Below are 14635 nucleotides of genomic sequence, written 5' to 3'. Positions count from 1 at the left end.
TTTTATTTCGTTGGCCTTAACAATTTGAGGCCGCCAGTTTGGCCAATGCCCGTTAAGTTTGAAAGGTGAAGTTTTTGTACATCGCCTCGCTGCTACTGCTCCCTGCTTTGTGCCAAAGTCAGGCCACCGCTTTGTTGTTGAAAAAGAACAACAAAACCGTTCAGCGCTACTACCCTGGCCGTACCATTTCTTTTTTTACTACAGATAAAATGCCTGTGAATGGCCGGCTCGACAGCCTGGTGCGGGATTCCTTGTTCCTCACATATTTTCAACTGGTGCGGGTGCCTACACCTTGGGGCACATTTCGCATGGATACAGCAGGCCGTTACCCCATAGCTTTTAGTATGGCCAATGTGGGCGCATTGCCCCGCAAAAGAAACCGCTGGTTTGAAGGCGTACTCATGACAGGTGGGCTTGGCTACACGGCGCTTAATTTGGTGAATACCGTTCGGGAAAAGATCCACCCTTTGGCAAAGACAATATTGCCAACATCATTGGTGGCCTTGGTACCGCAGCAGTTGGCTACACCATTGCCAAACTCAAAAAAAGCAGCTATACGCTGGGCAAAAACTACCGTCTTTCGGTGGTAGAGTAAATGCCGCTACACAGCAATTGGTTCTTGTGCCTTATTTTTCCAGCCATGAAAAAATTTTGGAAACGGCTGAAACGTACCGTGCTTGTATTGGTGATAGCACAGTTTGTGTACATTCTCTATATCTGGGTATTTCCGCCACCCGTTACACTAACGCAAATAGGCAGCTTGCTCGGTGGCCACGGCCTCAGCAAAGACTGGGTGTCGTACGATGCCATTAGCCCCAATGCGAAGCTGGCGGTAATGGCTGCCGAAGACCAGTTGTTTCCCGACCACAGCGGTTTCGACTGGAAGAGCATTGAAAAGGCATTGGCCTACAACAAAAAGAAACCTGGCCGCATCAGAGGTGGTAGCACCATTAGCCAGCAGGTAGCCAAAAACGTGTTTTTGTGGCAGGGCCGCAGTTGGGTACGCAAGGGCCTCGAAGTGTATTTCACGTTTATGATAGAAACGCTGTACAGCAAGCAGCGCATTTTAGAACTCTACCTCAACGTAGCCGAAATGGGCGAAGGCGTGTTTGGTATAGAAGCGGCGGCGCAACGCTATTATGGCAAACCCGCTTCGGCACTGACCCGGCAGCAGGCTGCACAAATAGCTGCTTGTTTGCGTAACCCAAAACTGTACACGGTAAAACCGCTTAGCAAATTTGTGAGCCGCCATAGTGGTTGGGTGCTGCGCCAAATGAGCAACATCGATGGCGACCCTGATATTCAACGGGTGATAGCCGCAAGCAAGTAGTCCTTACTTTTGAAGATGCGGTGCAGGAAATATGCCGGAGTTTTATGGCTGTCGATACTATGGCTGATGCAAGCTTGCACAGGCAGCCAGTATGTTGTAGGCAAAAAATACAGCCCTGCACAAATGCAAGCAGATGCACAACTGCTTTGGCAAACCTACCGGCAGGTGCATCCATCGTACAACTGGTACACTCCCGCCGATACAGTGGATGCCCGCTTTCAACAACTCATCCGTTCCCTCACAGATAGTCTTCCTGAACCTGAGTTCAGGCTTCGATTGGCCTATGCCACAGCAGACATTCGCTGCGGGCACACTTCCATCATGTCGCCCAAAAGCATCAGCAAAGCGCTGAACAACCGGCCCGGTGCCAGCTTTCCCTTGCAGGTAAAAGTGTGGGGCGACAGCATGATTGTAACAGACAACACCGGCCCTAACCGCGACAGTGTAAAACGAGGTGTGGCCATTACCCATATTGACAGTGTTCCCGTGCAAACACTCATTCGCCAAATGGAAGCATACATATCAGTTGATGGTACTACCCAACGCTATGCCGATGCCATTTTAAGTGCCAGCTTTCCCAGCCGCTTTCGCTGGATGTATGGTTTGAAACCTATGTACAACATTCAGTACGTAGACAGTGCCGGAAAAACACAAACGGCTAAAGTGGGTTTACAAATGCCCCGCATGCCCGATAGCAACCGCAACAAAGTGGTGAGAGTCCCAGCTCCTCGTCCGCAGCCCGATGGCATCAAGCGTCACGCATTTGGATTTATGCGTATGGATACAGCACGGCAATATGCCTATTTGCGCATCAGCAGTTTTAGTGGCAATGGTTTTAAAAAATTTGTCCGTCGCAGCTTTCGCAGCATTGCGAAGCAAGAGATGCAACATGTGGTAGTAGACATCCGCGACAATGGTGGTGGCAAAATTTCGAACAGCGTCATGCTGGCCAGATACCTGTCCGATACCTCTTTTCGTATAGCCGATTCAGTAAGTGCTGTAGGCTTTGATTTTCCCAAACCAGCTGCTGTGCAAGTGCATTGGTTTTACAAACTCTTTGGTTGGGTAATAGCGCCATACAAAGCCGATGGCAGAAGGCACATGGGCTTGATGGAAAGAAAATTATACGAGCCCAAACGCTACAATCATTTTGATGGCCAACTGTATGTACTCATGAATGGTCGCAGTTTCTCTGCATCTATCTTGTTTTTGCAACACCTTGCCGACAGGCCACAAACCGTACGCATAGGTGAAGAAACTGGTGGCGGTGCCCGTGGCAACAGCGCCGTAATGACGCCCGACATTACCTTGCCCAACACCCGCATCAGGGCAAGGCTGCCGCTGTTTCGCATCATCACCCATGCCACCCTGCCCGATAACGGACGTGGAGTGATGCCCGACATTGAAGTGTTACCTAACAGCAGCGATATTCGCTACCGAAGAGATGCTGCAATGCAAAAAGCATTGGAGTTGATGACGCAGTAATGCTTTTCTAAAATCCATATTGCTTCACCAGGTTCCAATCATCATCCACTTCTATCAATGCCGCTTTTTTGCCTACGGCAATGCTACCAAAATCATCAGTGATTTGTAACAAGCCTGGTCGGATACAAACTCGCCATACGAATGCTTTCATCCGGCGTCAATCCAATATTCGTGATGCCATTGCGTACCGCCTGCAGCATACTAATGGCAGAACCACTGAGTGTGCCATTGGGCAAGGCATAATGGTCACCATTAAGTACATGCTGATACGGTCCTTCATGACAATCCGTTACGGCATCGGTGATGAAAAATAGCCTTTCGCCCATGAGTTGCTTGGCCATGCGTATCATACCATAGTCTACATGTATGCCATCCGGAATAACGGATGCCATCAGGTTTGCATCTTCAAACACTGCCAGCGGTATGCCAGGGTTGCGGTGGTGCAAGGGCGTCATAGCATTAAACAAATGCGTTACGGTTTGTACACCACGCCTGCTAAACTGTTGGGCTTGTGTATAGCTGGCATTGCTGTGCCCAGCAGAAATAATCACACCTGCATCTTGTAGCATGTGCAGCACTTCATTGCTGCAACATTCGGGTGCTACCGTAATCATTTTCAAACACCCATCTGCTGCTTCCAGTATCTCAGCTATTTGTTGCACGGTGGGCACCGTTACCCATTCGGCTACATGGGCTCCCCGTTTTTCTACATGAATGAAAGGGCCTTCCAAATGCAGGCCCAGTATGCCTTCGCCGCCTTTAGCCATGTAGGTTTTAACGGCTTTCGCACTTTCCAATATGACTTCCATGTGAAAAGTAGGAATGGTAGCCAAACAAGCCGCAGTACCGCCTTTGCGGTTGGCCGCTGCCAGTAAGCTCAGGCTTTCCTCATCGGGGTACTGTGCAAACAAGCGACCACCACCACCATAGATTTGTGCATCTATCAATGCGGGCAACAAACGATGCCCGTGGCAATTATGCTGCGGCACATCGGCAGATGGTTGTTCAGTAGTTACGGCTACAATACGATCATCGGCAACGCATACATGTGCATTGCTCAACCATTCGGTACCCGTAAAAATTTGTGCGTTGGTCAGCCAGTGTTGCATGAGGACAAATGTTGTGCTCAAATGTACAACAGTAGCTGTAGCCACTATCGCCAATCGCCGTACAATACAAATGCACCCCAGTAAAACGGATGCTCAAAGCCGGGTGTAGCACTCAATGTAGCCTGTGCTTTGCGCAGGGCTTCCTGTTTATCCATGGTTTGCAAATTCTTATAAAATGCCTGCATCAAAATGTTGGTAGCGTCATCATCTACCGCCCACAAACTGGCTACCACACTGCGTACACTGCTTACCAGGAATGCATTGGCCGGCGAAATATACCAGCCCTTTTTCAGTTCCTGGTTCACCGCTGTTTCGCAGGCACTCAAAGTCACCAATTCGCAACCGTTAATACTTAGTGATTTGATTTCATCAATGCGCAATTCTCCATCTTCACCACCATCTTGTACATTGGCCATTTTGAGGTAAGAGCTGCTGAAATCGGTGTAGTTGAGCACACCGTGTGTAGCAAAATGGATGTACTTGGTTTGCTCCAAACTCTGTTTGGCTTTTGATTCGGTAGCGTAGTCTTGCAAGAAAATATTGGTAGTGTTCAGCATTTTGCCAATGGCTTCAACTTCTTTGCCCGCACTGTTCAGGCTTTTATCGGGGTTGCCAAAACCGGTGAATGAAGCAAGGCTTTTATCCTTTCGACCCGCCTTTAAAAACACCGTGAGTTTGTTGGTGTAAAACACGCCATGATCTTCGATGAGGTACCGCACATGGCCATCATTCAATTTTTTACCGATGCACTGAAATGGCAGGTTACTGAGCTTACCATTGGGAATAATGCACAGCGATTTGTAATTGCTGATGTCTGCTTCAATTGGTGCAATCAACAACTGATACAATGCATCGCTTTGCTCTGCAAATGGTTTGGCATTAGCCGGTGGTGTCAGCTTTTTCTTGATGGTGCTACGCAGTACCAATGGCTTGCCGCTGGCGGTTTTGGCAGGATTACTCAGGGTAGCAATGTATTGGTCTACCATGGGTTCGAGGTCAGCAGTCAGCTGCTGTTCTTTTACCGCAATTTTTTTGTTGGTCGCTGTAAAAATGAGCAGCTGTCTGCCATTGAGCAAGTACAACACAATGGCTACATCGTCCGGTATATTTTCTTTGATGTCTTTGAAATCTTCGGGGTTCACATTCTTTGAAAAATAGCCATCGATATCGGGATAGGTTTTTACCAAATCGGTTACATAGTTCAGGTATTCTTTTTCCAAAATTTCACGGGTTTGCTGCAGTGTTTTCAGCTGCGCAGCATTGTTACCCTTTGCATCGGCCTGTAATTGCTGAATACTCTTGTCGATCCAGCTCCTTTTTTGTTGCAGGTCGAGCAGTTTTTGTAAGGCTGCAGCTTTATCGGCATTGCTGGCATCCGCACTCAGCGAACCCAACAAATCTTTCACTGCTTCCTGTTGTGTTTTTTGTGCAAATGCCCAGGCTTCTTCTGTAGCACCGGTGGCGGTGAGTGCCGAAATCAATCGGGTGTACAATTCAGGTTTCTTACCACTCGACTGATAGGTTTTGCGGGCATCTTCTCCACCAAAAATATTGCTGCTGTTTTTATCAATCAGGTCGGCCGCTTTTTTGAAAGCTGCAATGGCATTGGAAAAATCTTTTTGGGCATAGTAATGTTCTCCCAATTCATAGTAGGCTTCCCATCCAATGGTCAGCATGCTGTATTTTTCGCTCAAAGCAGTGGCTTGCTGCAGGTATTGTAACGCTTTTGCATTGTTGCTGCCTCTGTTGAGCACACCCAGCAGCATCAGCGCTTCTGCCTGCGAATCGGGTATGCCATTTTTGTTGGCATCGTCGTACGCCGCTTGTGCCATCGGCAATGCTTTATCGGGCTGCTGCTCAATAATATAAATGCGGCTCATGGTCATGGCCATGCTACCACTCAGACGGTACAATTGTTCTTTGCGGGCAATGGGATACAGCGGTTGCAAAATGGCCAGTGCCGAATCGTTTCGCTTGAGGTACATGTAGCACTCTGCCATATTGGCTCTGGAGCGGATGCTGCTTTCATCATCGCTTTTGTAGGGCCGCAACTGCAATGCTTTGCTGAAATAGGTAATGGCGGTTTGATAAGCCCCCTGATGTGTGTACACTACGCCAGTATTGTTGGCAACAATAGAGCGGTCCCATTCATTTTTTCAATGCTGTAAATAGAATCGGCCAAAGCAAAACTGCGAATGCTGGCTTCATAATTGCCCATGCCCATGTGTTGCAATGCTTTACTACCGAGCACAGCTGCCCGGCTGTTGTTGTTGCCCGATAAGGCATATACTCGTTCAGCACTATCGCTCAGCGCCAACCCTTCGGTATAGCGGGCCTGTAAGGTGTATTGAAATGCCAGGGCAATCAATGCATCGCCCTGCTCTAATGAGTAGCCCGATTTGGCAGCTTGTGCAATCACCGCTTTGTTGATGATGGCTGCACTATCGGCCTTGCCACTCGATACCATGAGGCTGGCCAGCCGCAACTGCGAACGCAAGTATTTGGGCTTGTCTAGCGTGTCATAAATCTGCGAAGCTTTACGATAATAATAAAAAGCATCTGCTACTTTCAAACGGCTTTCTGCCAAGCCGCCAATGTTTTCATAACACTTGGCTTCCATAGCAGGATCTTTGGTAGCCAATGCCAGTGGCAGCGCTTCTTGCATCCATTTTTCTGCTGCAGTAAAATCATTTCTTCTGCCGGCTAATGCGCCAAGATTAATCATACTGTACAGCTGATTTACCCGGTCGTTTACAACCTTTGATTCTTGCAGGCAGGCAGTATAATATTTTTCTGAAGCTACCGAATCAATGGTCCATGTAACGGAGCCCAGCTTGCTGAGTGCATCTATGTATCCCGACTTGCTTTGCAACCGCTTCAATACATCGGCGGCCTGTTCGTAGTACACTCTTGCCTTTCTGAAGTCTTTATCATTTTCGTACACCTGGCCAAGATTCAGCAGGTTTTGTGCTTGCTGCGATGTATCGCCAATGGCGGCATAAAAATGGGCCGCACTATCATAGGCTTTGAGTGCTGATGCTTTTTGTCCGACTCTTTCGTACAACTTTCCGAGTTGCTTCCAACTAAAAGCCTGACCATCTTTGTTGTTGGCTTTGCGGCGTAATTCAATGGCGGCATTGTGTGCATCAATAGAAGCAGGTATGCTGTCTTCCATTTCGAGGTTGCTGCCCATCATCGATTTGGCATAGCCTGCATAGTCCCATTTTTCCAACCGCATCATGGTAGCATACGCCATGTTGTGAAAGCGTTTGCTCTCTGTGTATTTGCCCATGCTATAGTACACACGGCCAATATCGTTTTGCGTATACGCCATGGAATAATCGCTGTTGAGCTGCGCATACATTTGGTAAGAGCTGTCGTAGGCCTGCAGCGATTTTTCGTAAAAGCCCTGCTCTTTGTAAATACGACCGATGTACCAGTAATCGCTGGCAATGTTTTCTGTAGCTGATGCCGATGCCAACTGCCGGTTGATAGCAATGCCTTTGCGCATGTTGGCCATGGCTTGCTCATAATTGCCCGCCGAGTAATCAATCCAGCCTTCGTATTCGTAACGTTTGCGCCAATAATCCAGAGAGTCGCTGCTGCTGAATTTGCCAGCATACTTTTTCAGTTGCAGTTCTGCTTCTGCCAATAATTTTTTGCCCTGTGTATAGCTACTGTTTTTGTACAGGCAAAATGCCTTTTTAAAATACGCAGCAAACAGGTATTCATGATTGGCCGCCATGGCCGCAAAGCGAAGGGTACTGTCGGTGCAGCGTATGGCCTCGGCGTACTGTTCGTTGTCTTGATAGATTTGCGCCCAAGCTTGCCACAGCGATGCTTTGCCCACCGTATCATTAATGGCTTGTGCAATGCTCAGGCCTTGTTTGATGACTAACAAGGCGCTGTCATTTTTATCTTCTTTGCTATAAGTGACAGCTTCATCGAAAAACATGCCGGTGAGTTTTTCTTTGCGCAGCACCGCCGCTTTTTGTCGCATCCATTTTTGCAACTGGTCGGGTGAAGTTTGCAGTTGTTTCCATTGCGCCATGTATTCCCAACTACCCGGAGGGGCTTGGTTGAGCACCCATGTAGCAAAGGTTTCGTTGAACTTATAGGTGTAGCCCATGTACTTGCCGGGATAGCTGAGCACGAAGTAGAAAAAGTCACGAACATCCTGCGGTGTGGCATTGTTCATTACATCAATAACCGTTTTGCCTTTGTAACGACCAGCAGGCAGGGGCTGCATGAGAGAACTGCTGGTATCAGTAGTCGGCATAATCATTTCAACTGTTTCCTTTAGGCCGGCTATCATGTCTTCTATCAGCGAATCTTCATTGATGCCATTGGGCATTTGCAAAATGCTGGTGAGGCTGTAATGCGGCACTTTCGATAAATCGCTGAAGATAATGCCCCGGGCCGCCAGCTCTGTAAAAATGGTACCTGCGGTGGCCGGGCGATAAGCAAACTTTACCAGGTCTTCTTTCAACACGGGTCGTTGTTTTTTGCCCATGCTTTTACCCAAATACAACAAGGCCTTGCTGCTACCCAATGCTACAACTCTGCCAAAAGCAATTTCGTTGTAGTTCTCTTTATCAAAGGCTTTGAGGTAGCGGGCAATCACCGAGCCCTGCATGTCCATGGTCAATCCCGTTTTGCTGCCAGCTCGAAGCAGCAAGCAGGGCACTATCGTTTCTGGTAAAAACAGAATCCACAAACACATGAATGTATCGGGTTTGTGTTTGTGCAACGGCTTGTTGGCTGGCAGCTGCCAAAAGCATACTACCTGAAAGCAAGAGCCAAAACAATTTCTTTCGCATGGGTGGCGGGGTTTATCACTTTTTCACTACCTGAAATCCGGTGCTCACAATGGTTACTTCATCATTGCCGCTGCGGGTTTTTACAGCGCTGGTATTTTGCAAACTCTCATTGAGCCATTGCTCAAAAGCCCCGCCAATATTGCGTTTGCGGCTTTCATCGGGGCTACTGTCGAATACGGGGCGCAGGTCTAATGGACGAATGCTCAACACTACCCGCAGGTACTCTCTTCCTTCAACAGCGGTTTCATCTACAGCAATGCCGTCAATATCAAACGTTTGGCCGGGGCCAATGGAATAATCTTGTGGTTGCTCATCGGGTTGTGGCAGCAGCACCTGGCTTTTGGCATTGGGCAACACATTCAGCAGGTTGAAGTACAAACGGGTATCGCTGTTGTTGGTAATGGATACTTTGTATTCTGTTCCGGGTGTCAGCTTCCATTCGTTCGAAGCATCTTTCAACCCTTCCGCTGTTATTTGAATCACTACTTTTTCTGCCATGGGGCCACCATCATTCAGCTGACGCAGGTATCGGGTACGGGCACTGGCTTTCAACGCTTGCTGCCATTGCTGTTGCAAAGTGGCATCAAAGGTTTTGCCCGTAGCCAAGGTCGTGCTGTATTGGGTAATGTCGCCTTTTTCTATCAACTCCATATAAGTACCGCCCGTAGTTTGGCTCAGCTGCAGCAGGTAATCGCCGTTGGCAGATACACGAACAGCAGGCTGTTTTTTCAACCAGCTTTGTACCGCATCGGCTGTAGCCTTGGGTACATTCTTCGCTACATCTATACTAAGGTTGAGTTGTACCGCTGCGGTGCCGTAGCTCAACACTTCAATGCTATAAGGCGTTGCTTTGTCGAGGCGCTGTTTAGGGCTTAATACGGCAGATACTGCATTGCTTTCTGTAACTACTGCTGTGGTGAGAGCAGCATTGCTGCCTGCTCTTTTTACAGCCACCAATGTGCCTGCATAAATACCCTGTAGTTGCCCTTGCTGTATAACGAATGTGCTGTCGCTTGTCCAGCGGTCTATTTGCATTTGCTTGCTTTGTGGCTGATAGCTACCGGCAAAAACCTGCTGGGTGCCATCACCTTCCATCATGGGCAGTTGCTGTTGGTATTCGGCTTGTATCATGCTTTTTACCGAAGCAAACAATTGCTGATACGTAGCACTGCGGGGCAGTTGCTGCAAGGCACGGGCCACTGCATAACTCAAAGAACCGATACCCTGACCTTTATCATCATGCGTTTCGTAGTTTACCTGGTTGGGACTACTGGCACTCAGCACCACCATGTTGGCTGTATTGAGCGGGGCAGCACTCATAAAGGCTTCACCAATCATACGACCACCCAAAGTGGTTTTGAGTTTGGGTTTGTATTCGGGGCTTGCAAAAGGTGTAGGATCGCCGCGGATAATGGCAATGCTACCGCTGCGGGTGGCTGTGCCCGAGTGGCAGGCATCTATTACTACCAGCAAGCTGCCATTGCTGCCCAGCACTGCCCGAATGCCTTCGAGCTGTCGGCCCAAAGCATCATCCCTATAGTGATGCTGTCCATAATATTTTACCGGATCATATTTGCCTCTGGCATCATAGGGCACCAATGCTTCATCAAAACCATCTGTTTCATCGGGGTTTTCTTCATCGTCTTCTATTTGCTGGCCATGGCCGGAAAAATGTACGTATACAATATCGCCGGGTTTGCATTGCTTTTTCAATTGCTCAAAACCATTGTCGATGCCTTTGTAAGTGGCAGCACTATCGGCAAGCACCAACATATTGGCTGGCTGAAAGCCTTGCAATTGCAGGGCTGTTTTTAAATACGCCAAATCATTGGCCGAGCTGAGCGGCTTCCAGCGTACATCGGGATAGGTGCCAATGCCAATGAGCAAGGCTCTTTTGGTTTGTGCTTCGGTTGCAGTTACCAGCAGCAACAACACAACCAATGCGCCCATTGCTTTGCGGGTAAAGGAGAAAGAACCATAAAATGGCGATATAGAAAGTGGTGCAGCCATAACAGCATTTGTGCTTAAATTACGGTGAAAAGGTATCCTAACCCACACAATTGGAAAATACCCAACAGCGGGTATGCCACAACATTGACTCTCCTCCTATTTTTACCCAAGATCGAACAACTGTCTGAAGCATTGTACCCACCGCAGCAGCAACCCTAAAAAATCCCAGGCAATCGGCGGCGGCCCATACAAATGCAGGACATTCTTCACCACCAAAAAATGAACCACATGAAATCGTTACGCTTAATGAAAACTGCCGGCATTGCTTTGGCCATGATGGGCATGTACGCACAAGCCGATGCACAAATTTGTGCCACCAAAGAAGCAGATGCCCGTCTGGCAAAAGTGGCGTTTATCGACACTACCAAAACCCGCGGCCTTGCCGACAATTACTTTTTATGGGATGTGGGTGAAACCATTTATGTAAAGTTCATGAATGGTAGCCCCCGCCTGCAGGAAATGGTGAAACAATATGCCCGTGAGTGGGAACAGTATGCCAATATCAAGTTTGAATTTGTGCAAAGCGGCCGTGCCAATGTGCGGGTCATGTTTAGCCAGAAAAAATCGAACTACTCTATGCTCGGTACTTATTGCAACTCTGTACCGCAAAGCGAACACACCATGCACTTCGATTCTGTAGGTCTTTCTGCCTCCAACTCCTGGGGTCGCACCGTGGTGCACGAATTTGGCCATGCCATTGGTATGATGCACGAACACTTCAGCCCCATGAGCGGCATTCAGTGGAACATGGATACACTCTATGCCGACTACGCCAAAGTAGGTTGGGGTAAAGATGATGTAGACAATCAGGTGGTATATGTAGCCAAGCAAACCTATACCAACGGAACTGCTTACGATCCTAAAAGCATCATGCACTACCCCATTAATGCTCGCCATACCAAAAACGGCTACAGCGTTGGTTGGAATATGGTAATGAGTGAAGGCGACAAACGCATGGCAGCCATCTTGTATCCCCGCGATGGTGTACGTGCCAACGAAGTGCCTCGCATCAACGTATCGGAATATACCACCACTACCATCAAGCATGATCCGGTGAATCAGGGACTGCGCATTTATCCTTCGTTTGTGGTAAGTACTGCTGGTGTAAAAGGCACTGTATACTTTATCGCCATTGTGTTTGATAAAGATGGCCGTGCATTGCCCGCCACCGATAAATCGTACAATGTGAGTGGTGCCGTAGCCACGTATCGCAACTTTGTGCTGGAGCCCGGTCAGGTATTGAGTGCCAATAAATCTGCACCGGATGATTTTGAATTGTTTATTCCGTACAGTCAAATTCCGAAGGGAGCCAACACTTCAGAAATTCAAGTGGTGTTTAAAACCTGGGTATCGGGTAAAGATGAATTCAAACCCATTTACAGCAGCACTCCCATTGCCTTTAGCATGAACCGCTAAGAAAAAGATGCATCATACAAGAATCGCCTTCCAAGTTTGGAAGGCGATTTTCTTTTACGGCAATTCATTTACTGTGCCTTACCGCGTTTGTAATTTTTGATGAGTTCCAACACTTCTTGCTTGGGCAATGCTTCAATGGTACGGCCCGCTTTCCCCTTCATGGTTACTGCTGCAAACAATGAATTGATGATGGCTTCTTCGGTAGCTTCGATAGCTGCCATAAACACGGGCGTTGTGGCTTCGTTGTGCAGGTATTGTACCGGCAGCACCGTTGCTGTTGGTTGATGTGGTACTTTATTCGCCGTTGAAAAAGCAATGACATAATCGCCGCTGCCATTGCTGGCTATACCACCTGTTTTGGCCAACCCCATAAAGGCACGTTTGGCCAGCCTTTCAAGATTGCGGGCATCGAGTGGTGCATCGGTAGCTACCACTATCATGCAGCTGCCATCGGGTGTATGATTGAGTTCATCTTTCAACGCATATTTCTGTAAGAGTTGACCAACAGGAACACCCGCTATTTCCAATACGCCGCCAAAATTGGTTTGCACCAATACGCCTACGGTATAGCCACCCAAATTGGCCGGTAGTTGTCGGCTGGCAGTACCAATGCCACCCTTCCACCCAAAGCACACGGTGCCGGTGCCTGCACCTACATTGCCTTGCGCCAGCACACCTGTATCTGCCTGCAATATGCTTTGCAACACCTGTGCTTTGCTTACATGCATGCCACGGATATCGTTGAGATAACCATCGTTGGTTTCGCCCACCACTGCATTCACACTTTGCACTTTTTCATTGCCGGGTTGTTGCAGCGTATAGTCGATGATGCCTTGTATACCTGCAGCTACGCTGAGTGTATTTGTCAATACAATCGGCGATTCAATAGTGCCCAATTCCGCTATTTGCGTAGTGCCCGCCAGCTTGCCAAAGCCATTGCCCACAAATACAGCAGCGGGTACTTTTTGCTGAAACAAATTGCCGCCGTGAGGTAGAATACTCGTTACACCGGTACGTACCGAGTCGCCTTGCACAATAGTTACCTGCCCCACTTTTACACCTTGCACATCGGTAATGGCGTTGAGCCTGCCTGTGGGCATTACACCAATGCGAATTTCGTTTTGACGAAACAAATTGGGAGCTTGTGCTTGTACAGCAGTGGATGCCAACAAACTAGCTACCACTAAGAATGGTTTGAACATCATGCAGCGAAATGATTTACCCGAAAGGTAATGGTTGCTACTGCTTCAGTACCAATATGCTGATAAAATGCAGGCTGCCCTCTAACAAAACCTCTTCTTCGTGTTGTTCAATGGCATACGGAAGCAATGCTTCAATAAAAGGCTTGGCCATGAGTCGCTGTGGCGTAGCCAACATAATGCAGGCGCCTGCAGCCAATTGTTGTTGCAGTACTTGTATCAAACCTGCAAACGCTGCTGGCTCGTAGTTTACATCACTCAGTAAAATGGTTTGTGGATGCCAAAGAGAAGGCAAGTGCAGCCAATCGGCTACCGTACAAGTCACGTTTGTGCATTGGTGCAATTGAACATTGGCCTGCATCACCGGAATGGCATTCGGTTCAATATCAGTACACATAACCTGCTGCGCAAACCGGGCTGCCACTATGGATGGCAAACCAATACCTGCCGCCAGTTCCAGTACCAACGGCACTTGTACCCAATGCGGATGTTGTACAATAAAATTCGTTAAACCAAGCGATGCAGGCCAAAGCCTTGCCCAGTAAGGGTTTTGTTGTTCTTGCAAGCAGGCATGCGCAGCTGCAGGTTCAGGCAAGTACAGCGCTATTTCCTCCTGTGGCAGCGCAATTGTTTTACTGGTAAGAGGAAATAACATACTGGAAGAAAATGTACAAATGAGCTAATATGGCAATTTGAAAATGTGCCAATAAAAAACAGTTAGCTACTGATAATTATAAATAAGCAACAAAAAATAAGGAATAAGAAAGTTGGGCCAACTTGTGAACTATTGAACAATGGAACTATTGAACCAATAAACTATTGCATCCGTCGTGGTTCAAAATCAATTTAGCTTCTGCACTTACTGCAAATACCACTCACCACCATTTCGGTTTTGCTGGCTTCAAAGCCTTCGGGCATGCGTACAAATGGTACATGCACATCATCCAGGCATTGGGTGGCGCCGCATCGGGTGCACACAAAATGTACGTGATCGTCGTGATGATGGCCGTCGGCACAACCGTCTTTACACAGCGCATAGCGGGCTGCACCATCTGAGCCTGGTATAGAATGAATGATGCCCTTTTCGGCAAAGGCTTGCAGGGTGCGGTAGATGGTAACCCTGTCGATGCTTTGCAGCGATTGTTCAATATCAGCGTGGCGAAGGGCGCTGGCATTTTGCTGCAAAAACAGCTGCAAAATGTTGCGGCGGCTTTCTGTAACGCTCAGGGAGTTACGCTTGAGTATATCTACAGTTGCATCTTTCAT

Annotated in this window: 11 protein-coding genes; 4 read left to right on the top strand and 7 right to left on the bottom strand. The window is 48.0% G+C overall.

What is annotated here, in order from left to right; translation table 11 throughout:
• The first annotated feature begins 65 nt into the window (after positions 1-65).
• The 3 genes from GLV81_RS19000 (at position 66) to GLV81_RS18990 (ending at position 2815) form a co-directional block, all read left to right on the top strand.
• Entirely contained in the window at positions 66-590 is a 525-nt protein-coding gene (locus tag GLV81_RS19000) for a hypothetical protein (protein ID WP_157480614.1), read from the top strand.
• Positions 591-640: 50 nt separating this feature from the next.
• Positions 641-1330 (top strand): monofunctional biosynthetic peptidoglycan transglycosylase, encoded by a 690-nt coding sequence (gene mtgA, locus GLV81_RS18995; protein WP_157480613.1) that lies wholly within the window; start codon positions 641-643, stop codon positions 1328-1330.
• A gap of 66 nt (positions 1331-1396) precedes the next feature.
• Entirely contained in the window at positions 1397-2815 is a 1419-nt protein-coding gene (locus tag GLV81_RS18990) for a S41 family peptidase (protein ID WP_197428776.1), read from the top strand.
• 95 nt (positions 2816-2910) lie between these two features.
• Here GLV81_RS18990 and nagA read toward each other — a convergent pair whose 3' ends face one another.
• From nagA to GLV81_RS18970, 4 genes are all read right to left on the bottom strand, one after another.
• Positions 2911-3924 (bottom strand): N-acetylglucosamine-6-phosphate deacetylase, encoded by a 1014-nt coding sequence (nagA, locus tag GLV81_RS18985; RefSeq protein ID WP_157480611.1) that lies wholly within the window; start codon positions 3922-3924, stop codon positions 2911-2913.
• Positions 3925-3968: 44 nt separating this feature from the next.
• Complete coding sequence (locus GLV81_RS18980; protein ID WP_157480610.1) at positions 3969-6035, bottom strand: CHAT domain-containing protein; 2067 nt, start codon at positions 6033-6035, stop codon at positions 3969-3971.
• Positions 6035-8647: a tetratricopeptide repeat protein gene (locus tag GLV81_RS18975; protein ID WP_157480608.1), complete on the bottom strand. Its 2613-nt coding sequence runs from the start codon at positions 8645-8647 to the stop codon at positions 6035-6037. The genes GLV81_RS18980 and GLV81_RS18975 overlap by 1 nt, the downstream gene beginning before the upstream one ends.
• A gap of 112 nt (positions 8648-8759) precedes the next feature.
• Positions 8760-10754, bottom strand: a complete 1995-nt coding sequence (locus GLV81_RS18970; protein ID WP_157480606.1) for a caspase family protein — start codon at positions 10752-10754, stop codon at positions 8760-8762.
• A 228-nt stretch (positions 10755-10982) separates the two neighbouring features.
• On the opposite strand from GLV81_RS18970, the gene GLV81_RS18965 reads away from it, so the two are divergent.
• A complete protein-coding gene (locus tag GLV81_RS18965; protein ID WP_197428775.1) occupies positions 10983-12170 on the top strand; it encodes a M12 family metallopeptidase in 1188 nt (395 codons plus the stop codon).
• Positions 12171-12238: 68 nt separating this feature from the next.
• On the opposite strand, the gene GLV81_RS18960 is transcribed toward GLV81_RS18965, so the two are convergent.
• The 3 genes from GLV81_RS18960 to GLV81_RS18950 all read right to left on the bottom strand — a co-directional run bounded on the left by GLV81_RS18960 (position 12239) and on the right by GLV81_RS18950 (position 14635).
• Entirely contained in the window at positions 12239-13375 is a 1137-nt protein-coding gene (locus GLV81_RS18960; RefSeq protein WP_157480603.1) for a DmpA family aminopeptidase, read from the bottom strand.
• A 34-nt stretch (positions 13376-13409) separates the two neighbouring features.
• A complete protein-coding gene (locus GLV81_RS18955; protein ID WP_157480601.1) occupies positions 13410-14024 on the bottom strand; it encodes a class I SAM-dependent methyltransferase in 615 nt (204 codons plus the stop codon).
• Positions 14025-14215: 191 nt separating this feature from the next.
• Positions 14216-14635 carry a Fur family transcriptional regulator gene (locus GLV81_RS18950; protein ID WP_157480599.1) on the bottom strand — a complete coding sequence of 140 codons (420 nt, stop codon included), beginning with the start codon at positions 14633-14635 and terminating at the stop codon, positions 14216-14218.

Origin of the sequence: Phnomibacter ginsenosidimutans (genome assembly GCF_009740285.1) — a bacterium.
GTDB classification, from domain to species: domain Bacteria; phylum Bacteroidota; class Bacteroidia; order Chitinophagales; family Chitinophagaceae; genus Phnomibacter; species Phnomibacter ginsenosidimutans.
The sequence above is the reverse complement of the archived record's forward strand: the minus strand, read 5'-3'. Positions and strand labels throughout refer to the sequence as shown.